The 23,292-nt window shown below is 32.9% G+C and carries 28 protein-coding genes; 27 read left to right on the top strand and 1 reads right to left on the bottom strand.

Translation table 11 applies throughout. The annotated features are described in order from the left end of the window. From HHL20_RS10190 to HHL20_RS10105, 18 genes are all read left to right on the top strand, one after another. The gene (locus HHL20_RS10190) at positions 1-399 is read left to right on the top strand and encodes a hypothetical protein (RefSeq protein ID WP_169231019.1); all 399 of its coding nucleotides are present in this window, start codon (positions 1-3) and stop codon (positions 397-399) included. Positions 400-439: 40 nt separating this feature from the next. Next, positions 440-739 (top strand): DNA/RNA non-specific endonuclease, encoded by a 300-nt coding sequence (locus HHL20_RS10185; protein WP_169231018.1) that lies wholly within the window; start codon positions 440-442, stop codon positions 737-739. Positions 740-829: 90 nt separating this feature from the next. Next, on the top strand, positions 830-1,063 hold the full coding sequence (locus HHL20_RS10180) for a hypothetical protein (RefSeq protein WP_169231017.1): 234 nt from the start codon (positions 830-832) through the stop codon (positions 1,061-1,063). An 83-nt stretch (positions 1,064-1,146) separates the two neighbouring features. Further along, a complete protein-coding gene (locus HHL20_RS10175; RefSeq protein ID WP_169231016.1) occupies positions 1,147-1,935 on the top strand; it encodes a hypothetical protein in 789 nt (262 codons plus the stop codon). A gap of 316 nt (positions 1,936-2,251) precedes the next feature. Continuing rightward, a complete protein-coding gene (locus tag HHL20_RS10170) occupies positions 2,252-2,686 on the top strand; it encodes a hypothetical protein (protein ID WP_169231015.1) in 435 nt (144 codons plus the stop codon). A gap of 141 nt (positions 2,687-2,827) precedes the next feature. Beyond that, complete coding sequence (locus HHL20_RS10165; RefSeq protein ID WP_169231014.1) at positions 2,828-3,049, top strand: hypothetical protein; 222 nt, start codon at positions 2,828-2,830, stop codon at positions 3,047-3,049. After that, entirely contained in the window at positions 3,024-3,800 is a 777-nt protein-coding gene (locus tag HHL20_RS10160; protein ID WP_169231013.1) for a hypothetical protein, read from the top strand. Before HHL20_RS10165 ends, HHL20_RS10160 begins: the two co-directional genes overlap by 26 nt. A gap of 22 nt (positions 3,801-3,822) precedes the next feature. Continuing rightward, complete coding sequence (locus HHL20_RS10155; RefSeq protein ID WP_169231012.1) at positions 3,823-4,287, top strand: hypothetical protein; 465 nt, start codon at positions 3,823-3,825, stop codon at positions 4,285-4,287. Between the two features lie 105 nt (positions 4,288-4,392). After that, entirely contained in the window at positions 4,393-4,767 is a 375-nt protein-coding gene (locus HHL20_RS10150) for a hypothetical protein (RefSeq protein WP_169231011.1), read from the top strand. A gap of 395 nt (positions 4,768-5,162) precedes the next feature. Then, positions 5,163-5,435 carry a Rossmann-like fold-containing protein gene (locus HHL20_RS10145; RefSeq protein WP_169231010.1) on the top strand — a complete coding sequence of 91 codons (273 nt, stop codon included), beginning with the start codon at positions 5,163-5,165 and terminating at the stop codon, positions 5,433-5,435. 32 nt (positions 5,436-5,467) lie between these two features. After that, positions 5,468-5,926, top strand: a complete 459-nt coding sequence (locus HHL20_RS10140; RefSeq protein WP_169231009.1) for a hypothetical protein — start codon at positions 5,468-5,470, stop codon at positions 5,924-5,926. Between the two features lies 1 nt (position 5,927). Beyond that, entirely contained in the window at positions 5,928-6,479 is a 552-nt protein-coding gene (locus HHL20_RS10135; protein ID WP_169231166.1) for an alpha-ketoglutarate-dependent dioxygenase AlkB, read from the top strand. A 215-nt stretch (positions 6,480-6,694) separates the two neighbouring features. Then, positions 6,695-7,135: a hypothetical protein gene (locus HHL20_RS10130; RefSeq protein ID WP_169231008.1), complete on the top strand. Its 441-nt coding sequence runs from the start codon at positions 6,695-6,697 to the stop codon at positions 7,133-7,135. A gap of 595 nt (positions 7,136-7,730) precedes the next feature. Then, a complete protein-coding gene (locus HHL20_RS10125) occupies positions 7,731-7,883 on the top strand; it encodes a hypothetical protein (RefSeq protein WP_169231007.1) in 153 nt (50 codons plus the stop codon). A gap of 239 nt (positions 7,884-8,122) precedes the next feature. Further along, positions 8,123-8,626: a hypothetical protein gene (locus tag HHL20_RS10120; protein ID WP_169231006.1), complete on the top strand. Its 504-nt coding sequence runs from the start codon at positions 8,123-8,125 to the stop codon at positions 8,624-8,626. 105 nt (positions 8,627-8,731) lie between these two features. Further along, entirely contained in the window at positions 8,732-9,598 is an 867-nt protein-coding gene (locus HHL20_RS10115; protein ID WP_169231005.1) for a hypothetical protein, read from the top strand. A 66-nt stretch (positions 9,599-9,664) separates the two neighbouring features. Beyond that, on the top strand, positions 9,665-10,528 hold the full coding sequence (locus HHL20_RS10110) for a hypothetical protein (RefSeq protein ID WP_169231004.1): 864 nt from the start codon (positions 9,665-9,667) through the stop codon (positions 10,526-10,528). Between the two features lie 67 nt (positions 10,529-10,595). Next, positions 10,596-11,456 carry a hypothetical protein gene (locus tag HHL20_RS10105; RefSeq protein ID WP_169231003.1) on the top strand — a complete coding sequence of 287 codons (861 nt, stop codon included), beginning with the start codon at positions 10,596-10,598 and terminating at the stop codon, positions 11,454-11,456. 80 nt (positions 11,457-11,536) lie between these two features. On the opposite strand, the gene HHL20_RS10100 is transcribed toward HHL20_RS10105, so the two are convergent. Then, positions 11,537-12,091 (bottom strand): hypothetical protein, encoded by a 555-nt coding sequence (locus HHL20_RS10100; protein WP_169231002.1) that lies wholly within the window; start codon positions 12,089-12,091, stop codon positions 11,537-11,539. Positions 12,092-12,245: 154 nt separating this feature from the next. Between HHL20_RS10100 and HHL20_RS10095 the strand changes: the two genes are divergently transcribed. The 9 genes from HHL20_RS10095 to HHL20_RS10055 all read left to right on the top strand — a co-directional run bounded on the left by HHL20_RS10095 (position 12,246) and on the right by HHL20_RS10055 (position 22,989). Beyond that, complete coding sequence (locus HHL20_RS10095; RefSeq protein WP_169231001.1) at positions 12,246-12,656, top strand: 5-fold beta-flower protein; 411 nt, start codon at positions 12,246-12,248, stop codon at positions 12,654-12,656. A 361-nt stretch (positions 12,657-13,017) separates the two neighbouring features. Then, positions 13,018-13,875 (top strand): hypothetical protein, encoded by an 858-nt coding sequence (locus HHL20_RS10090; protein WP_169231000.1) that lies wholly within the window; start codon positions 13,018-13,020, stop codon positions 13,873-13,875. A 700-nt stretch (positions 13,876-14,575) separates the two neighbouring features. Continuing rightward, positions 14,576-15,313, top strand: a complete 738-nt coding sequence (locus HHL20_RS10085) for a hypothetical protein (protein ID WP_169230999.1) — start codon at positions 14,576-14,578, stop codon at positions 15,311-15,313. Between the two features lie 919 nt (positions 15,314-16,232). Further along, entirely contained in the window at positions 16,233-17,549 is a 1,317-nt protein-coding gene (locus HHL20_RS10080; protein WP_169230998.1) for an ATP-binding protein, read from the top strand. Between the two features lie 166 nt (positions 17,550-17,715). Further along, entirely contained in the window at positions 17,716-18,288 is a 573-nt protein-coding gene (locus HHL20_RS10075; protein ID WP_169230997.1) for a hypothetical protein, read from the top strand. Further along, the gene (locus tag HHL20_RS10070) at positions 18,285-18,725 is read left to right on the top strand and encodes a lysozyme (protein WP_169230996.1); all 441 of its coding nucleotides are present in this window, start codon (positions 18,285-18,287) and stop codon (positions 18,723-18,725) included. The genes HHL20_RS10075 and HHL20_RS10070 overlap by 4 nt, the downstream gene beginning before the upstream one ends. 173 nt (positions 18,726-18,898) lie before the next feature. Next, positions 18,899-19,750 carry a hypothetical protein gene (locus HHL20_RS10065; protein WP_169230995.1) on the top strand — a complete coding sequence of 284 codons (852 nt, stop codon included), beginning with the start codon at positions 18,899-18,901 and terminating at the stop codon, positions 19,748-19,750. 4 nt (positions 19,751-19,754) lie between these two features. Then, on the top strand, positions 19,755-21,173 hold the full coding sequence (locus HHL20_RS10060) for a phage tail protein (protein WP_169230994.1): 1,419 nt from the start codon (positions 19,755-19,757) through the stop codon (positions 21,171-21,173). Between the two features lies 1 nt (position 21,174). Continuing rightward, the gene (locus HHL20_RS10055; protein WP_169230993.1) at positions 21,175-22,989 is read left to right on the top strand and encodes a pyocin knob domain-containing protein; all 1,815 of its coding nucleotides are present in this window, start codon (positions 21,175-21,177) and stop codon (positions 22,987-22,989) included. Positions 22,990-23,292 lie beyond the last annotated feature (303 nt).

The following is a 23,292-nucleotide window of genomic DNA, read 5'->3' as shown; positions in this document are numbered from 1 at the left end:
TTGGGAAGAGAGAGAAAAAATAAAGATAAGGAAAAAGAAGCTTATGGTTACCTGTATTGGAGTAATGATATCGATGATTTTAAATCTAAAGATGGTGGTAATCATGAAATGTATTATAAGAAAAAAGGGAATGATTTCCAATTATATGTTGCTAGTAAAAATCCTAAACCTATATTGGAAAAACTTGAAGAGCGTAAGATAGTTTCTAGGGAATCTAAAGATAGGGCTGAAGAAGCTAATATTTTGACAGCACAACAATATTATAATCAAGAAATATTACCATTAGAAAATGAACTGGAAAATTTAAAAGCTACTGAGAAAAACTCTATTCTTATGGATAAGAAGTTAAAGAGCTACGAAAAGCGCGCAAAAATATGGTGGATTTGTTTAAGCGAATAAGGTTAATCATAATGATAGGGATGAAATTCCAACTGTAGTTATGAAAAAAGGAAAAGGACATGTAATTGCTCATCCGTTAACTTGGTTAGAGGGAAATTTTGTTGGTTCTGATCCAGGAAATGCAAGTCCACCGGGTTGGAATTACGCTCAACAGTTGCGTTTGCATTCAACGAACAAAGATTGGGTCCGTGGGCATTTATTAAGTGAAGAATTACATGGTCCAGGTGAAAATTGGAACTTGGTTCCCATTCGTACGGGTGTGAATACAAGAATGGAAACTGAAATAGAAAGCAAAGCTAAAAATGCCATTAAAGATAAAAGTGCTATTTTAAAGTTATGAAACAAAAGTAACTGAATGGTGGAGCGGAGGGCATGAAGATATGCAGCATTTTCCGAAAAAAATGGATAGTTTCAATGGCATACTTAAAGTATGAAACGGAAAATTAGAAAAGTATTCTACTCCAGAAAATGTTCCTTCGGTCAAGGAAAAATTCCTATGTTAGGAGAAAACCCGGCGTTGTACATCAATGATATTGGCGGACCAACTATCAAACTGATGGAACCTGAATTAGATGATGTATTTATTGATGACATAAGAAATGCTAAAAATATTGGTGAAATAAAAGGGATAGAAGATCTTGAAAATAAAATAGAAATTATTTGATAGCAAAAAACATTAGTAGAAGATATGATTTAGATAAAAATATTAATATTTTGGCAAAAAGTAAAAAAATTAAGTTTTAAAATATGGAAAATTTATTTAAAAAACTGGTAACCCTTTTTAATGAATTAAGCTCAAATGATTTAATAGAATTACATAAAGAATCTCTTTTTCCTCAAGAATTTAATTTAACAGATAGATTTCTTCAAAAGTATCAAAAAAAAATTTCTGATGAAGCTGGTATTGAATTTAATGACGATGATATAAGAATATTAGGTTTAACTTCTCTTGCAATAAAATGGAATAATAAATTTATTCCTAAAGTAAAAGAAAACATCAATGGAGGAACATCTTTTCTGATATATAATTCTCTCTGTGGAATTCAAGATGAATGGCTAAAGGAAAATCCACTCAATCATGCACAAAAATTAGTGGAAAATTTATATTCATTTAATGACAGTGAAATGCGTAAGCATATGTCCCAGCGAGGAAGGGGTTGTTTCTATAGAGAGTATGCTAAGTGGCCGTTGGATATTTATTTTTTTGATGAAGGTATACGTATTAAAATGAATATATCGTTAGAAGACTATATTCAAGCTTTGATAGATAGTTGTGCGGTTAGTTACTGGCAGTATTTTTATGTGGATATAGATGAACTTATCAAACAAAATCAAGAAATGTTATTAAGGTCTGGCATATTAATCAACAATCCAATTGAAGACAAAGACTTAGACAGCCCAAGATTGAAGTATTTAATAGATGAATTGGAAATAATAACAAAAAATTTACCAATACTTTTTCCTGAAAAAGATTTTAGTTATCATCAAGATCGGCTTGAGCAGATAAAGGAAAGGGCAAGACCTTATTTGTTGTAATTACTACAAAGATAAAAGTGAAGTTCTATAACGAAGTGTTAAAATGAATGAGATGGCAAAATATAATAGGGTTCATATTAATTATGCACAAACTAGCTACATTTAGGTGAAGATGTTCCTAGCCAAACAAAATATGATGGAAAGGAAAAAGTTATAATATTCAATGCAATGGATGAAACGGTGGTAGCATATCAAATTACTCCTATTGAAAACACTACCACGAGGGACATTGTAATTGCATTAGGTAACGGGAAACTTAACGGGAAGCTGGAGGGCGTTTTATAAATAGTATATTTGATATCTTAAAAATAATATTATGGGAAAAATAATCATAGATTTAAACAATCCAAAATCAGAATATTTTATTACTCAGAACGAAGAAATAATAAATAACTATTTGTCGGGTATTCAAGATATTAATTTAGTCAATGAATTAATAAATAAAGTCGTATATGATGAATTAATATTATACGTGGAAGAAGAGTTTATGTATTTTAGTTTGTGTAAAACAAGTTATAATATCATATCTCAAAACACTTTTGTAAAACTACAAAACAATGCATTGTTACCACAATTTCTTCAATATTCAGAGAATATGTATGTAAATTTTGATTATGAAAATGATATATTTGTTAATTCTGAACTAGGAGAAAATTATCTAAAAAAAAATATTCCATGTTTAGTTCATTTAGATAAGAATAATTTAATTTTTTATATTTTGGATGAAACATCTTTCATTCTGCCTCAATAATCATATCAACAATATTATTGAACAATTAATAACTCAAAATAAAAAGCGAAATTTCCAAACGGAAATTTCGCTTTTGTATTTAAAAATTAGGCCGTTGCCAGCGGACACGTAAGTGCCGTCGCCAAGTCCATAGAAAATGCATTGGGTAAAGCGGTTCCTGTATTAATTGGCTTTTTAGCCTCTTTATTAGGAATTGGCGGCTTGGCGGATAAGGTTTTGGGTGTTATCCGAAAAATCAGACAGCGTATTGAGAATGCAATCGTCAAGTTTTGGACTTTTGTGAAAGGAAAGGCTGGAAAACTGTTGAATAGGTTAGGTGTTAGCAAAAAAAAGAAAGATGACGAAAAGTGTGAAAAAGGCTAAAAATAATGAAAAGCTTGAAGATAGTGAAGTAGGAACAGTAATAAACTTTTCTGCTGATGGGGAACAACATAAGCTTTGGATAACTACAAAAGGAAATAGTGTTGAGGTAATGGTGGCGAGTACAACAATGAGTGTAAGTGACAGGTTGAAAAAATGGGAAAGTGAAATGCATGCATTGCCGAAAGAAGAACAAGCAAGAGCAAAAGCATTATTGTCTGAAGCTAAAAGCCAATATCTAGAAACTAGTCAGGATGCAAGAGAAACAGATAAAGCATTGGATAAGGCTAAAAAGCAAAACGCATCCAATGATGAAGTTAAAAAAGCAGAACAATTAGATGATAAGGTAGAAGACAAAGAAAACGACTCTCTCATACTTATAACGAATGGTATTGCTGCCTTATTAAATAATAATGAATACCCTAATCTTAAAATCAAATTACATTCAATGCAAGAAACAATAGGAGAAAATGTAGATAACAGAAGAGATAGTGTTATAAATACCGTAAATAGTGAAATTGTAGATGTTGCAAATAAAGTAATATTGTATTTTAATAGAACTCGCTATATACTAGGAGAAGATTTAGGTGAACAATCGCTGTACAATCATCAGGAACCAGTAATTCTTTTTAAGGGTTTTGATGCTTCACTTGCAGCATATAGCATCATACCACAAGAAGGGACTTCTACCAGAAGTATTATTATAGGATTAGCCCAAGGCGAATTTAACGGAAAATTACCAGGAGTATTATAAATTTTAAAAAAATCATAAAAATATGATCATAGGAAAAATAGAAATTCAATTAAATGATTTATATTATCATTTAAATAATGATGAGCTAGCAGTAATTCATCAGTATTTAAATGGAAATAAAGAAATAGAAACTGTCAGACAAGTAATAGAAATAATAGCACGAACTGAAGTAACACTATCTGTGGATGAAGAATTTTCATACTATGCTTTATATGAAGAATGCGAATATAATCCAGTATCAGAAGAGCAGTTGAAAGAATTCATCAAACATAAAGTAATAGACCCTTTTAAAGAAGTATCACCAAACTACTACTCCAACTTTTGGTATGAGGAGGGTAAATGTATAGATATTGCCACAGGAAAAAATATACGCGAAGTAGAATTTTTTCTTCCTTGTTTAATAGAGTTTTCGTATGGTACTATGATAACTTATTATATTTTTGAATGGAATCCTGACGATGGGCATAATTTTGAGATAGAAGATTAATATAAAAAAGCGAAATTTCCAACCAGAAATTTCGCTTTTTTATATTCAAATCAAAGCCATTGCCAGCGGAAATGTAAGTGCCGTTGTGAATCCATAGAAAATGCATTGGGTAAAGCAGTTCCTATATTAATTGGCTTTTTAAACTCATTACTGGGAATTGGCGGATTGGCTGATAAGGTTTTGGGTGTTATCCGAAAAATACGCCAAAGTATTGAGAATGCGATTGTGAAGTTGTGGAATTTTGTGAAAGGTAAGGCAGGGAAACTGTTAAGCAAAATTTTGGTTGCTGACAAGAAAGATAAGAAAGCAAAAGAGCACGGAAAAATTAGTAAAGGTGTTGAATGGTGGAATGATAAAATCACTTTTGAAAATGTAGGAAATGCTAAACACACACTTCACTTTAAAGGTGAAGGCAAGAACGCTAAGCTCTATATGCAAAGTAAAGATGACCATGTTTTAAGCCCACTTAAGCAATGCTAAAAAAGCTGCTGAAACAAAGAGTGAAGAGGAAAGTGTAAATGCCGGGATAGCACACCACCAGAACAAAGTATTGCCTTTAAATAATAAATTTAACAAATTAGAGAATGATCGCATAAAGCTTACAAATGATAATAAAGATGGCAAAAATGATGCAAAACTTGAGGCTAATGAAAAAGCGGAATATCTTTGAGTTGATATTTAAAAACAATGATAAATATGACAATTAGTAAATTGAAAAAAGATTTGAAAAATCTTTTTTGGAATTTTTTTGATCAACAAAAACAAATAATCGATGAATTTTAAAGGGAAATAATGATCCTAATGTAGTTAATTCGTTTATTAAATTAATAGCTAAAACAGAGTTAGCATTACAACTGGAAGAAGATTTTGATTACATGGATTTAGAAGAGAAAAGAGGTAATATGATAAATAATAAAAAGTTGCTTAAAGATTTTTTCAATGAAGCAAACAGACTAGTAAATAAAGAGGGAAAAGTTATTTTAAGTCTTTCAACGGAAGATTATGTGAAGAGATGGAAACCTCAAGAACAAGCTGTTGGTTTTACTTTAGAATGTAAAAAAATGTTTGATAGTAAAAATTTTCAAGGATATGAGCATAAAATGACACAAAAAGATCTGCAGGCTCAATGGGAGATGGAAAAGGTGTAACTTTAATTTTTAAAAAATAAATAGAATATTTTATGATTATTGAAGTAGATAAGCTTATGCAGGATATAGGTGCAAAATATAAAGTTGAAACTGGAAATGATAAAAAGATAGAAAATTTTTGGGAAGAAGAAACAGTTGGTATCATTAAAGAAACCCCGTTTATACAAGATAATGCATATTTCTACTTTTTAAGCGAATATGGAGGATGTAACATTTATGGAAATAGTTTTAATATAGGGATTTTTGGTTTCGATGATTGGCTAAATCCCAGTCTTCTTACATCTCCGTTACTTAATGATGCAGATATATATCTATTAGCGGATCTTAGGTTTGATAATATTGATGAAACGATTTTTTATGGGTATCACGCGACAAAGAAAGATGAAAATTCAATATGGTCATCTAATGAATTAGAAGCCGGATATAAGCCTGTTTACAAAAATTTCACAAACTTTTTAAGATATATTTTAACCATTGAAGTTGAAGAATAATATGATAAATGGTCTTGTTTATCAGGATGACTTCTTAAGTATAGAAGAAGGGAAATTAATTTTATCAGAAATAGATCATGCGAAATGGGATACGAATTTAAAACGAAGAGTTCAGCATTATGGATATATTTATGATTATAAGAAAAAAAATATTGATCAAAATCTAAAAATCGGCAAATTACCTGATTGGCTTGTTTTATTGGAGCAAAAGATTAAAACAGATTTTAATCTTGAAAATTCTTTTGATCAGGTTATTATTAATGAATATCAACCCGGTCAAGGGATATCGAGCCATATAGATTGTATACCGTGTTTTGAAGATATAATAATTTCCATAAGTTTATTATCTCAATGTATTATGCAATTCTCAAAAGACCAAGAAAAATATGAATTACTGTTAAATCCTCGAAGTATTTTATTATTAAAGGGAGAGGCAAGGTATAATTGGAAACATGGTATAAAAGCTGTAAAAAATGACAAATGGTTAGACACTATAATTCCTCGAGAACGACGATTGTCTATAACGTTTAGAAAAATAAAAATAAAAAATTAATACTTACTAAGAATAATTGGGTTGATAGTAAGGAAAAAGAAATGCAAAGTCAAAAAAGAGAAAAAACCAGTAACCGGAGAAATGAAACATGACTTGCATAAGAATCATATAAATAATTTTAACGCTACTGAAACAATGATTACTATTAATAAAAATAATTTGGAACTTGGTTCGAAATATATTAAAGTATATTTGGATTAATATTAGATAATAACATGGCAATAGGAATCATACAAATGGATTTATATAACCCAAAATCAGAACTTTATTATGATGAAATACAAAAATTAATTGATAAATATTTCTTAGGAGATCATTCTCTGGAAACAATTAATGCATTAATAGCAGAGCTTGTAGATGATGAACTTGTGTATTATGCAGAAGAAGATTTTTATTATTCGGCAATATATAGGACTCCGTATAATATTATTTCTCAAAATACTTTTGTTAAGCTGCGACAAAATGAAATGTTACCATCTACATTAAATTATTCTTCAACTATGTTTGGGAATTTTAAATACGAAGATAAAAAGTTCACACATCCAGAAGGAAAAGAAGATTATTATGATTCAAATGTGCCATGTATGGTTTGTTTTGAGAAAAATATAGTTACATTTTTTATTCTTGATGAAAATGGAGATCTAGGAATAATTTAAATAATAATATGGCAATAGGAATCATACAAATAAACTTAACAAAACATTTTGGAATTTTGCTGATGAACAGAGGAAATAATTGGCGGATATTTAATTAATGATGTTATTCTTGGAAAAGAGGTTGATGCAAAGCTCATTACAACCATCCTGAGCTAGTGATCATATTTAAAGGTTCTGATATTACTTTGGCTACGTATAAAGGGAAAATTCTGTACGAATATCATTAGATTTGGCAAATAGTGAATTAATGATAAATTAGAGAGGGAATTGTAACTATAAATATTTAAGATGACAATAGGAAAAATAACTTTAGATTTAAATAAATTAGAAGGGGGGTTATACCGCGGATGAGTTAGAAATAGTTAATCAATACTTCAAAGATCCTAAAAGTTTACAGTCCGTAAAGGCCCTGATTCCATTAATAACAAATTGGGAGCTAATTTTATATTCAGAAGAAGATGTTTCTTTCAATTATATATATAGATATTCTGATTTTCTCCCCATAGCTAAAGAAGAATTTGAAGAATTTAAGAGACGTAAAGTATTTGATTATAATTCAACCGATATAAATAATTATTATGCGAATTTCCATTATGTGGATGGAAAGTGCATTGATTCTAAAACGAATAAAGATATTGGTGAAGGAGATTCTATTCCATGTCTGATACATTTAGACGGAAATATGATGACATATTATATTTTCCGTTGGAAATACTATGACAACCATAATTTTGAAATAGAAGATTAATATGAAAACGAACATTAAAAGGTTTTGCTTTTTATAATTATTCCAAGCTGAACAATCGTTTAATTATTAGTTATTTGTAATTATTGAATGAGGTTTTGGGGGTAATTCGCGAAATAAGCCAACGTATTGAAGAGAAAGTAGACGAAATGTATGCGCCAACAGCCGCTAATAGAAGATTATCCTTTTCCAAGTGAAGAATAGTAAGACAGCAGAACCCTTATACTAAAAATTATAAGATTATGTTTAAAATAAAATTTAATGTAACAAAAGCATTAGGCATAAAAGATAGTGAAGATATTTCAGTAAGTGAAGCTGTTTGGTCTACATACCCTACCTACGGTGAAGAAATAGTTATAACTTTTGGTGATTATCTTATTCATATAGATAAAAAAGGAGATATAAGCGGTATTTATAATGATATCATATACATGCTGAAAGATTTGAATGAAAATGAGAATGAATTTCAAACTGGTTTTTTAACGAGCGGTTTTACTGCATATTGGAATTTTAAAAAAGAAAAAAATTCAATTACTATTTCTCCTAAATGGATTTCTGCTGGACTAATGAGTAAAAAAACGAATTTATTTATACAAAATGTTAGAGAAGCTAATTTCCCCATAACTGTTAACACGGAAGTTTTTATATCTGAATGGCATAAATTATTAAAAAGTATAAAAGATGACTTATTAAAAGTAGGATATAATGAAAAATTAGAAAATTTTGAATATTTGAAAAACTTGTAATAATATAGAGTGAAATTTTGAGTTTGAAATTTCGCTTTTCAAAAAAAGCTATTAGCAGTATGCAGAATGTTGTATTGCAAAAATTTACAGCGAAAAAGAAAACTAATGATACATACCACTAAGGGATTAATAGGTGTTTTAAATAAAAACTCAATCACAATAACAAGCAAAAATATAATTAAATGGAGTTTAGAAGATGCTTCGATTATACAAACGTTAAACCATACTTTTGAAGAAAATCTGTATAACTATGATGTTAAAGAAAAAGATGGACGCTTATTTATTACCGATTTACAAACTTCAGATTTGTACTGTTTAGAAGATGATTTCAATATAAAAACTATTGTGTTTGAAGACCGGTATGAAGATAGAAAGCTGAGAACCAACTATCTTTTTAAAAATCTAAACTTTGAAGATTTAATTATAAATACAAGAGATAGTTATGGTTATTACTTATTAAATTTAAAAAATTATCAACTTACCAAATATTTATCTATTTTAGTTTCAAAGTACATGAGACCTTTTTCAATAATGGATAGTGACACTTTATTTATATCCTACAATATCTTATATTCTGCTAATGATAGCGAGGAGATATTATACCACTATCATTACGATGGAACAAAAAGCGAAATAGGGATATATATAACAGCAGAAGAAAAAAAGATTATCCAATTTGAAGCGCCAGAACCCATAGCTTGTATCAATTTTTTTACTAATTTGACTAATGAATACAACACCAAAACTTATAGCAACGTAAAAGGCTGTTTAATAAGAGATAAAATTGTGCTGTGTTATCAGCATATGCTGTATGTATTAGATTATGATGGTAAGGTACTAAAAACAAGGCCAGTTAAAGAGAACAGCCGGTATTGGGGATTGGAAAAACTAAATGAACATCAGGTGCTTGTAGCAGAGCTGGATCCGGAAGATCCGGAAAAAATGTTTGTTTTTGAGTATGATATATTGTAAAAAAAGCTATTACCAGTATGCAGAATGTTGTATTGCAAAAAAAAATTACAGCGAAAAAGAAAACTAATGATACATACCATTAAGGGATTAATAGGTGTTTTAAATAAAAATCCAATCACAATAACAAGCAAAGACATAATTAACTGGAGTTTGAAAGAGGACGTAATTGTAAAAGAAATAAATTATTCTTTTAAAGAAAATCTGGATAACTACGATGTTAGAGAAAAAGATGGGCGCTTATTTATTACCGATTTACAAACTGCCGATTTATATTGTGTAGAAGGTAATTTAAATATACACAAGATTGTATTTAAAGACCGATATGAGGATAGAAAAGTTCCTAAAATCTATCTTTTTAAAGCCCTTAACCTCGAGGAAATAATTATAGATACAACAGATAACTGTGGCTATTACTTATTGAATTTACAGAATTTTAAACTTGGTGAATATTCGTCTCTTTTAGTTTTAAAAAATATGCCTTCCTTTAGATCAACTTATGGTAATCTTACAGGATATAACAATATTTTATACACCACTAACGATTGTGAAATGATATTGTGCCACCATCATAATGGTGAAACAAAGAGCGATATTTGTATTTATGATTCGTCAGAAGAAAAAATGATTATTCAGTTTGAAGCACCACAAACTATAGATCGTGTTAATTTTTATAACAATTTAATAGATAAATATAATACAGGAGCATACAGTAACATAAAAGGATGTTTGGTAGCAGATAAAATTGTGCTGTGTTATCAGCATATGCTGTATGTATTAGATTATGAAGGTAAGGTACTAAAAACAAGGCCAGTTAAAGAGAACAGCCGGTATTGGGGATTGGAAAAACTAAATGAACATCAGGTGCTGATAGCAGAGCTGGATCCGGAAGATCCGGAGAAAATGTTTGTTTTTGAGTATGATATATTGTAAAAAAAAGCTATTAGCAGTATGCAGAATGTTAGTATTGCAAAAAAATTTACAGCGAAAAAGAAAACTAATGATACATACCACTAAGGGATTAATAGGTGTTTTAAATAAAAACTCAATCACAATAACAAGCAAAAACATAATTAAATGGAGTTTAGAAGATGCTTCGATTATACAAACGTTAAACCATACTTTTAAAGAAAATCTGGATAACTACGATGTTAGAGAAAAAGATGGGCGCTTATTTATTACCGATTTACAAACTGCCGATTTATATTGTGTAGAAGGTAATTTAAATATACACAAGATTGTATTTAAAGACCGATATGAGGATAGAAAAGTCCCTAAAACTTATCTCTTTAAAAATCTTAACTTTGAAGATATAATTATAGAAACTAGAGATGGAAATAGCTTTTATTTATTGAACTTAAAAGATTTTAAACTTACTGAATATTCTTCCATTTTGGTTTTAAAAAATATGCCTTCCTTTAGATCTGTTTATAGGAATCTTGCATTTAGTAATACTTTGTACATTACCAATGATAGTGAAATGATTTTGTGCCATTATCACAATTATGAAACAAAGAGTGATATTTGTATTTATGATTCGTCAGAAGAAAAAATGATTATTCAGTTTGAAGCACCAGAAACTATAGATCGTGTTAATTTTTATAACAATTTAATAGATAAATATAATACAGGAGCATACAGTAACATAAAAGGTTGTTTGGTGGCAGATAAAATTGTGCTGTGTTATCAGCATATGCTGTATGTATTAGATTATGAAGGCAATGTACTAAGAACAAGGCCAGTTAAAGAGAACAGCAGATATTGGGGATTGGAAAAACTAAACGAAAATCAAGTGCTTGTAGCTGAACTAGATCCCAATGATCCAGAGAAAATGTTTGTTTTTGAGTATGATATATTGTAAAAAATAAAAGCGAAATTTCCAACCGGAAATTTCGCCTTTATATTCAAATAAATCTTGCCCAAATAAATGCAGCTTTCAAATTAATTACTTTTTGCGTTAGTATAAAATGAATAATAGTAAAAAATAGGATATTTCTCAAAGGTTTCTGATTTAATCATCGTATAACCGTCACTTTCATATACTTTTGAAAAATCAAGAATAAGCGATTTCTTTTCTGGGAAGCTGAAGATCATCTTTATCAAACTGGTGGCTGCGGTTTCCGTTTCATAAGTGAATAAAAGCTGTTTGCCATCCGGACTATACACTTTCTTATTATAGATTCTTGCTCTTAGTTTGGTATCAACGCCCGTATCATTAGATTTTACTTTATACATCAACGTTTCCTTACCATTTTTCATGACGTAAACATCCGCATTTTTGTAACTTGTATCATACTTAAAAGTAACAGCTTCATTAACTTTTGTAATCATTCTATTAAAGTTCTCATCATTAGGTATTCCTTGGGTTTCCGTGTCTGCAGGCATTTCTATTGGCCCCGATTTCGAAGGAGTGGCCGGTTTCTTTTTCTGAGCATTTGCAGTAATTCCGAAGAATACCATTACAATAACAACTGAAATTAATTTGAAAATTTTCATGGAATTTTTTTTGCAATGTTATGTAAATTATTTTAAAATTCTCTTATTTTTAATAAAATTCAGTCATTATAAATTGTTGGCTCAAAATTCAAAATTATAATTCAAAACATAGACAGTATGTGTATTATTTCATATATTTAAATAAAATAAGATCATGAAAAAAGCACTATACATTTGTTTTCTTTTACTCAATATTTCCATACTGAGCGCACAGACCCTGGAATCCGAAAGCCACAATACGGCAGGATATATTAAAAATGACGGAACTATAGAAGACAGGAGCCACGCCACCGTAGGCTATATTAAAAATGACGGTACTGTTGAAAACAAAAGTCACGGAACCATTGGTTATATCAAAAGCGATGGAACGATCGAAAACAGAAGCCATTCTACAGTAGGGTACCTTAAAAAAGACGGAACAGTAGAAAACAGAAGTCATTCAACCATTGGGTACATCAAGGATGACGGAACGGTAAAAAACAGAAGCCACAGCACGATCGGCTATGCAAAAGGAGTGAAAAAAGAATGGGCAGCAGTCGTTTTTTTCTTTTTTAATCTCGATTAGCAGAAGATAATTTTTTAACAATTACCTGAAAATAAAAGGCTTGGATTTAATCTGAGCCTTTGTTGTTTTGATCTGAAGTGAGATGTAAGTTTGGACTGAAGTTATAGACAGTCCGAATGATAACTTTCTGCTTCCTGCATTTCCTAATTACTGCAACTATAGAATCTGAAAGGTAAAAAGTTTTAAAAAAAACAAAAAATAACTTGAGTTTTGAACTTTCAGGTAAAGAAATAATCTTTCAATTATTTTTAAATGAAAGCTACTGCAACTACAGAATCCACAAGGCAAAAAACTTTTACAGGAACAAAAAAAACATGAATTTTGACCTGTAAATCACAAGCAGCACAGAATACTAAAATACATGGAAACAAACGAAATAATCACGAAAGAAAAATTAAAAACCTATTTTGAAACAGGTAAATATCCAACGGAGCATCAGTTTGCAGAACTCATCGATTTTTTAAGCATTAGAGATGGTGTTCAGAGCAATAAAGAAATGGTAACCCTTGCCAATAACCTGGCCTCTCTTGATAATGGATATATTCTTTACAGTACCATTAGTATTGAAAATGGGAAGTTCCCTATTCTTGTAAGATCAAAAGAAGGAGAAGAACAAATTTTTACAGTCAGCAATACCGGCAAAGAAGAAAAAAGATTTTTTCAGGGTGAGGCTCCATACTCCGTCAGAACAAAAGAATTTCAGGTAGAAAAACTAGAAGGAAACAGGTATTATTACCTCTACAGCCTGATTGATGATAGCTATGCAACCAACAGGTTGTTCGGAAATAATCTGCCAGGAATTCCGGAAGGAATGGATCTGGGAACCGTGGAAAATAAAAAGCTGTATATACAGATAAGCAATCAGGATTTTGATCGGAAAATAAATAATTTACATACACGTTTTACTTTGGTTAACAAGACTGATGTACTTATTCAATATGCATTATATGGGAATTATTGGTCCAATAGATATACCTCTGAAGATATGGTTACGGATCATTATGACCTGGGAGACTCTTTAGCATGCTTTTATAAAGCAGATCTTCGTGGAGTGGATAAATCTATAGCTTGCAGGCTTTATGATGAAGATAATGGAACTCTTTTAATGACAGCTTATTTATTGCCAAACCAAAAAAACCAGAATGTTATGGCAGGAGGTTTAATCAACCGCGTCAGAAATGTGAGAATAGAATGTGACTATGAAAATCTGGCAAAATAAAACAATAGATTCGGCCTGGACTAAATACCAGGTACTGCAACTACAGAACAGACAGTTCAAAAAACTTTGATAAGAATAAAAAAAGCTTCAACTTTGAACTTTCAAATAAAGCGATAAACCTTTCGTTTCCTGTAAAATAAAGGTTACTGCAACTACAGAACAGACAAGGTAAAAAACTTTGATAAGTATAAAAAAAGCCTCAATTTTGAACTTTAATTCACAGGCTTTATCAGCCATCCGGACAATATGAAAAGTTATCTGGAATCGCAGAATCAGCGAAATGTAAGCAATTATATCATCTTATAAAAAATAATTCTCAACCGGGTAAGATCCTCAATAACAGGAAACCTTTTACTCTTGAAATACCGGGATTTTCTGATATGCAGATGTCAGAATCTCCCCGGGAAATACAACAACACGTAATCCGTAACAAAAGGCTGTTGTTTTCTTTCAGGAGCAGATTGATTCTTTAAAAAACAGGAATTCCAATGACGGAGAAACTTTCAGCAAGCAATTGCTTCGGCAGTTGGGTAAACTTCTCAAATATGGGGTAGTTTCCGGTTGGGGAATTATTTTAATTAAAAAATTCAATTTAAATAAAATCAGATAAAATACAATTAATGCTCAACCACATTTATAAATAATCGACGGCTGAAAAGACATTACGAAGGACATAAGCATAAAAAAACATTAAGATATTATGGAAGAAATAAATAAATTAACCCAGAGAGAAGAACTCAAAACCTATTTTGAAACGGGAAAATATCCAACACAAAGCCAGTTTGGAAGATTCATAGATAATTATGTCCATCTGAATGAATTTAATTTCGGACTTGAAATAAAACCAACAGGAGACTGCAAAACAAAAAATTATCATTTCTACATCGCTGAAGACAGGAAGAGAACAAACAGAGGACATATAAATGTTGAAAATACCGGTAATGCACCGGAACCAATCGATGGCTATAAACATATTTTGTCAAGAGAAGTTGGCTACAAACGTTTAAACGTAAAATTATCAAGCGAACTGGACATTGATAAATATCAGCCGAAGATTATCATAAAACGGTATAAACAAAAGAAAAGACTCCAAAGCGGATTTCTGAAAAGTCCCGGTTTTTACCAGGAACTTCCCGGAGATGCAGAATCCTGGGGCAGACAATCGGAATATCCTGTCAAATCAAACGAGATGGTTTTGGATATCAATCCCATTAATTATTTCAGACCGGGTGAAAACTACAGGGATTTCTATCCTGCAGGCACTTTTAACAGACCGGGATCATTCAGATATTCAGTGCATCACAGGAAACCTTATTCTCTCATCCAAATGCTCTTGGAGATCGATGTCAACGGAACAAAATTCAGGTCTAATCCTGTTACGATAAAAATTATTTTAGGACGGGAAAAAAATGATGTAATTAATTATATCATTGGTTAATAACAAAAATATCACCTCAGCCCGGGTAAGAAGCTCCGTCTCAGGAAGCCTTTTGCTTTTGAAATACCGAGATTTTCTGATGGTAATAGTAAATATCAGAATCTTATCGGAATAAAATAAAAGATTGCAAAATCTCTTATTTCTTTCAGAAGTAAGATTGATTCTTTAAAAGTAGGAATTTCGTATTGTGAGAAGCTTTTTTAAAAACAACTGTCACTCACGGCAGTTGGGTAAGATTCTCTTATGGGAGTTGCTTTCCGGCTGAGGTTACTTTTTAATCTTAAAAACATTGCTCTTTTTAGATAATTAATGTAAGAGCATATAAACCCTTTACTTGTTTCGATAAATAAATTTCATTAATACTGTAAGATGCAGAAAAAATATCAGTAAAAGAAATGTAAAACATAAAAACAATAACCATGAAGACTGAGTATTACAACAATTATTCATACTCATTGGTGAGCTGCTTTTCGGCTGAGGTTTAGGATGCTAAACCAGAGAATACAATGTAACATCAGAAGATGGATCACAAGATATTTTAACAACCGAGTAAGATACTCTGTAGCAGGAAGCCTTTTTACCCTGAAATATTGGAATTTTTTGATATGCAGATATCAGAATCTCGTCCAAAATCCATAATAACCGGTCATCAGATCTTTTTATTGTCTTTCAGGAGCAGATATTTCATGAAAAACGGAATTGATGATAAAAAGTAGGAATTCCAGTAAAAGAGAAGACTTTCGAAAATAACTGCTGTGGCAGTTTCGGTAAGACTTTTCAATATGAGTTACATTTCTTTACACTGATCAAATGAATACGCACATTCATCCATTCTACATTAAAGATCTAACAATTACAATAAACAATTATTTCAGCAATCAGCAAAATCAGTCCTGATTAAAATAAAAGACTATAACCAATGAAGGCAGAACAAATACAAAAACTATTTACGCATTTGGAAAATGTTATTACCTGGCGTATTAATAATTCTTCCGAAGATTTTAACACGGGAGCACCTGAATTTATAATAGGTGACCATCAAGGGTCTCAGCTGGGAAATTACATTTCAGAAAAAAAGCTTGCCCATCAGGAAGTTATTATTCTTTTAATGGCTTTATTACCGGCATTGGAACCGGCATTGCTGAAGCGTATCTATCTGGAGTTTCCCAACAGTGCGCTGTTCGATTTTTGTTCGGTCAATGACAATGGAAGACTTTTTTTTCCTACCGTTCAGACGGTACAGTATATTTTAGGTGGCGACAGCATTGCAGACAGACTGAACGCACTGGATTATTTCTCTTCAGATTCTGTATTGGTAAGGAATGAGATGATTATGCTTCCCGGTTCAGGACAGAACCAAGCATTGATGAACGTCCAGATAACTGTTCCGCAGGAAACATTTAATATGATTATTTTCGGATCAGAATTACTGCCTAAAATGAGCAATGATTTTCCTGCAGAGCAAATTCACACCCGTCGCTCATGGGCAGATCTTATTCTCCCTCAGAATACGCTGGATGAACTTCAGAGTATTGAATCATGGTACAGCAGCAGCAGGATTCTGATGGAAGAATGGGACATGCAGAAAAAACTGAAGCCCGGTTTCAGGGTACTGTTTTACGGAGATCCGGGAACGGGAAAAACACTTGCAGCAAGCCTGTTGGGAAAATATACAAAACGGCCTGTATTCAGAGTAGATGTTTCGATGCTGGTTTCAAAATACATAGGGGAAACCGAAAAGCAGCTGGCTAAACTTTTTGATAAGGCAGAAAATAAAAACTGGATCTTATTTTTCGATGAGGCGGATGCTATCTTCGGAAAACGGACCAATGTACGGGATGCTCATGATAAATATGCCAATCAGGAAGTTTCTTATCTGTTACAGCGGATAGAAACATTCTCAGGCCTTATTATTCTGGCGTCCAATTTTAAGAATAATATGGATAAAGCGTTTACAAGGCGTTTTCACAGCTGTATAAAATTCAGTAATCCCAAGCACGAAGAGCGTCTGCGCATCTGGCAGCACAACCTGCCCGAACAGTTACAGCTTCAGGATATTGATCTTGAACAGATCGCCAGGAAATACGAACTTACAGGATCTAATATCATGAACGTAATCCAGGATGTAAGCTTAAAAACAATTGCTTTAAAAGATCCTGATTACAAAGTGAGCCTGGAGATGCTGCTGGAAAGCATCCGGAAAGAATACGCAAAAGAAGATAAAATTTTCCCGTAGAACAACAACGTCAGTTCGGGTGTTTTCGAAATAAAATGAAGAAAAATGTATCGAGAACCTAATCTGGTTATCTTAATCTAAATTAAAACAAACTTAAATTCAATTCGGTTTCAGTAAAACCATCAACTATAGCTCACAAACAATTAATTACTAAAAATTAAAGCCTATGAAAACAAAAATTCTGCTGCTGATAATCTTCAGTAGCCTTATACTTGGCTGCTGCAGAAGCAAACATAAAGTTACAACCGTTTCCCGTGAAAATACGCACGAAACTGAAAAAGTAAAAGCTGATTCCTTAGGCTTACGACATTCAGAAACTGTTCAGAATACTTCTGCAGATCTTTTATCCACCGAAAAAACCGATGAAATATCGGGAAACATTTCAATTACGGGAAAATCTGATAATTCCAATCCCCTTGTTTATCACAATATTATAGGAAAAGATACCCTCCAGAGTATTTCCATTCTGGGAAACGCGGAATATACTATCAGCAATCATTATGTGAAAACATCCCGTAAAAAAACAGAAAATATAAAAGAAAAATTTACAAATACTTTTCAGGAGAAGGCTCTACATGCGCTTTCAAAAGAAACAGACAGGCAGAAGAAATCGGTAATTTCTCAGGAAACAAAAAAAATAAAAGTAACAGGCTTTGAAATCGCAGCCTGGATTTTCCTGGCCATCATGGGCGTTACTTTGATACTTCTTTTTTTCACTTATAAATATTTTAAGAAATGAAAACATCACAAAATGGAATCAATTTAATTTTATTATTTGAAGGTTTCAGTCCCAGGCCTTATCTGGATTCTGCAGGGATTCCTACGATCGGCTATGGAAACACGTATTATCCCGGTGGTAAAAGAGTAACCATGAAAGACCCTGCAATCAGCAGAGAAAGGGGAGTAGAACTATTTTCATCAGTTTTACCGGCGTACGAGAAAATCGTGAACAGTAAAATTAACATTGCTCTTACCCAAAATCAATTCGATGCGCTTGTATCCCATACTTATAATACAGGAGGGTCTGATACCCTATTTTCTTTGATCAATAAAAAAGCAAGTCCGGAAGCTATTAAAGACTGGCTTACCACAAGATATATTACCGCAGGCGGTAAAGTATTAAATGGTTTGGTAAGGCGAAGAAAAACAGAAGCCGATTTGTTTTTCTCTAAATAAGACTTCTATACTTTTCCCGGTCAAAGCCAAAAGCTAACGAAGGGAATTAACTCAGCGAGTTTGTAAAATCACTTAAAAAGAAAATTAAAGCCAATGAAAAAATGTAGACATGAATGTAACCAAAAACAAAAATTTGTGATAAAAGAAAAACTCAAACCTAATTTCCGATCATCATGGCAGTACCATTAACGACAATATTCAGCTGGTTTGAAAAGGGTGATTTTCCTACGGAATATCAATTTAAGCAAACTTTTTCCTCATTCCGTCATACCGATGAAAGAATCAGGATGAATGAAGTAACGGGTTTACAGGACGCTTTTCAGAATACGCTGCCCATAGCAGTTTTTACCAGTCACCAGGAAGATGAAAATGCCCATAATTCAGTATTGGCAAAACTCAACGCCTCCAACCTCACTGAAGCCAACATTAATGAATGGAAAGAAAAATTAAAAATCAATTTAGCAGCTACCATAGACGGCGATGATGACACCGGAAATGTCTATACAAAAGCACAGATTGAGGGGATTTTAAATGTCTTCCAGACTCAGAATGATGCTTTGCTTGCACATGTTGATCAGATTAATAACATTCTGAGCTCTGATGATCCGAATCTTGATAAATTTCAGGAAATCATAAACTATACTAAAGAAAACAGAACACAGATAGAGCTGCTTGCCGATCGTATTGCCGGAAGCGGTTCGGATGATACAATCAGCCTTGTAGGCAGTTATTCAAACTGGGGCGCGGTCACTTATCAAAGTCAGTTTAACAGTTTGGTGTATAATAAAATTCAGCAGATCGAAAATGCAGTCGGTTCAGGAAAAATCAGGCATGAAGAAAAGGTAAGAGGAGATTCCAGAATAAAACATGATCTTGATACCTTAAATTTTGTAGTGGATGCCTATGACACCGTAACCATGTTTACCGTTCCCCTTAAAGTAAAAAGAATAGACAGCAATACAGTTGATGTACTATTTGATTCATTACCCCCAAATATAATTCAGTTAACAATAAAAAAAATATAATTTTATGGATATTAAATATGCTTATTATCGAAGTTCTGTCGGATATAAAATAGAAGGAAAAACTGACAGTGATATTTTAACAGCCGGTGGCGGTACAAAAGTATTGAGTTCTTTCTGGCATGACGGAAACTTCACCCCGTCAGACTATGTACCGAAAACAAGAACTTTAACCATTAACGGAACGAGCTATGATCTTTCCGCAAACAGATCCTTTACCACACCAGATACCATTACCCGTTTAAAAGGAGGTACATCCGGCTCTTTAGTATCCGGAGACATTACGCTTGCAGCGGGTGCCAACATGTCTGTAAGCCAATCCGGAAACACTATTAAATTAGATTCTACGGATACAACGTATGCGGCAGGTAATGGCTTGACCCTTACCGGAACTACATTTTCTTTGCCGGTTACAACTTCAGGAACCGGGAATGTGGTTACGGGAATTACCCAGACCGCCAGCGGAATAACGGTTTCTTTGGGATCTGTACCAACCATTACGGATTTGGCTAATTATATCCCTGTATCTCAGAAAGGTGCAGCAAATGGCGTTGCCAGCCTTGATGGATCTGGCCTGGTTCCTGCGTCTCAGCTACCTTCTTACGTAGATGATGTTTTAGAGGGATATTATAAGGTTGCCGATGGGAAATTCTATAAAGAAGCAGCCTATACCAACCTTATCAGCGGGGAAACAGGTAAAATCTATGTATCTCTTGACACCAACAAAACATACCGTTGGACCGGAACAACATTCGTTTACATCACCTCAGGAGCTGTAGATTCGGTAAATGGATTAACGGGTGTTGTCGTTTTAAACAAGTCTCATGTAGGCTTGGCTAACGTTGATAATACGGCTGACGCAGCGAAAAGTGTTCTTTCCGCTACAAAATGGACAGCAGCAAGGACCATTACACTTTCAGGAGTGACTGCAACAGCACAAACTATTGATGGTTCCGGAAACGTTGCAATACCTGTTACTGCTGTTCCTGCGACATTGCTTACAGGAACCGCAGCAATCAATACCACCGGATCAGCTGCAAAATTAACCACACCGAGAACAATCTCCGCATCAGGTGACGCAACCTGGAGCATTGCCTTTGATGGTTCGGCAAACGCAACTTCAGCACTCACATTAGCTCCGACAGGAGTAGCAGCAGGAACATACAGCCAGGTTACCGTAAACGCCAAAGGATTGGTAACAGCCGGAACTAATGTTGCAAAAACTTACGCTACCAATATTTCAGGAACTTCAACGATCGTACACAACCTAGGCACTCTGAATGTTGGTATTACGATGCGTGATACAGTTACTTCTTATAAAATTTACGGAAGAATAAAGCCGATTGATGATACAAGTGTAGCCATAGAATTTGATTCTACACCACCTAATCCGATTTCAGTTGTGATCACAAATTTAGATTTATAAGATGGATATTAACTATGCATATTACACCTCTGCCAAAGGCTACCGGCTTGTTAACGGTACAGCCTCTCAGTTTTTAAAGGCTGACGGTTCGGTAGATAATGCCTCATATATTCCGGCAGGTACAGAAATTAATATGGCTGATAAGAATATTAATTTTACGAAAGGAAGCCTTTCACGATTTGAAAATAATTGCAGAGTTTTTAATAAAGTTTTTCAAGGATTTACAAGCGCCGCCCAGACTGGAATTTTGAGTTTAAAATTCCCTCAGGCATCAACATCTGCAACGATGTTTGATGTTACTTTAAAAATTTATGGTTATCAGGCTAGATTTTTAGGAAATTTAAGAATTTCATTTTACAAACAAACAGGGACTATTATTCATCCAACCGGTTCAAAGGCGATTATTGAATGTTCCGATACTTTCCCAACCAATATTATCAATGTGGGAATAGATGCTGATGGTAAAATATGTATTAATATCGGTGATTCTGCAACCATCTGGAATACATATGTCGCCATTGAAGTGGAACGTGTCGCCACTTATTATACAGGATATAATAGCGACTGGTCAAAAGGCTGGTCACAAGGTATTGAAATTGATATTACGAACTATCAATCATTTTTGAATATAGTTCCCGATGTAGTTGCTTCCAGAAGTTGGGTTGATCAAAACAATATTGGTTCGATTCCTAAATCTGCCGCATTACTTGCTACTGCCGACTTGAATACAATCTTAACACCTGGTTTTTACTATCAGCATGCCTCCTCTAATGCAACTGCAGCAAGAAATTATCCGGTTGGTCTTGCTGGTTGTTTAAATATTTACAAAACTTCCAATACACGACTGGTGCAGGAGTACTCTGATTTACAATATGGTAAATCTTGGAAACGCATTTATGATGGTGTAAATTTCAGTGGATGGTTGAGAGTATGGTCTGAAACAGATTTTAATCAAGTTAATATTACCAACTGGAATAACTCCGTGCAGCAATCTGCTTTAAGCAATTACTATACAAAAAGCGAAGCTTTAAATCAGTTCGTGGGCAAAAATGGAGTAGAAACAATTAGCGACACAAAAACATTTACCCATAGTCCGGTTATTCCTGCCGGTACATTGAGTAACCATGCAGTTAATGTATCCCAGCTAAATAATTTAACGAACGGATTTATTAAGCTGAACGAAACATTCCCGGGATCACCAATTATGCTGATGAATGTAAACAATCTTGACACTGCAGGGTTATATGATAAAAGCAGGGATTATCATATTGCCGGGAAAGAAGGGGAATTTGTGAAAATAGCCAGTAAATATGGCGGTACCGACGGAATTGTTTTTGATTTATCAAATGGTCATATCGGCTACGGAGGTGTGGCTCCAACAGATTCTCATAATCATTATTTTAACGGAACAATAAGGATTCCTTATGGTATCTATTCAGAATCAAGCAATTATGATGATGTATATGGCGGAGACGGAAATTTGTACCGTTTATCCCATGAAGTGGTTATGGAAGATGAATTTATACGTTTCAGGCCGGATGATAAGGAGTTTGTAGGTTCTTCAAATTTCTATGCTTCTAAAAACAGAGTTGTAAAGCTTACGTTGCGGGAAGGAGGTAGTATCACCATAGACAAAATGTTTCAATATCAGGAAATAACCATTATGAACATCAGCGGAACTGAAGCTAAATTCATTGTTGGTAATATGAATTTGTACTTTACCATACCTCCGAGAAGTAGTGCAAAATATTACATGAATAGCGTAGGAAGAATAATTCAGGAAAGCATGAGCATAGGAAACTGCTTTAGTTCTTAAATTCTAGTGTTTATTATAATAACAGACATCATAAACAGCAATGACGTAAAAAATTATAAGTGATGTCTAATCAGCGTGTGCGGATATTCCTGCACGCTGATTTATTTTTATCATAAAATATCGGTCAAACAACTTTTCCGGATCTATATGCTTTTAAATAACACATTTTGTGAAAGTTAATACCCTTTCTAAAATACAGTTTTCTGATTCTAAAAATTCGTTGCAGCTACAGAATGCAATGACCAAAAAGCTTTCATAGGAGTTAAATAAACATGAAATTTGAAATCACAGGGATATAGATCA

The organism is Chryseobacterium cheonjiense (genome assembly GCF_012927265.1).
Taxonomy (GTDB): domain Bacteria; phylum Bacteroidota; class Bacteroidia; order Flavobacteriales; family Weeksellaceae; genus Chryseobacterium; species Chryseobacterium cheonjiense.
Note: the sequence above shows the minus strand (reverse complement) of the source record. Positions and strands in the feature narration are given on the sequence as shown.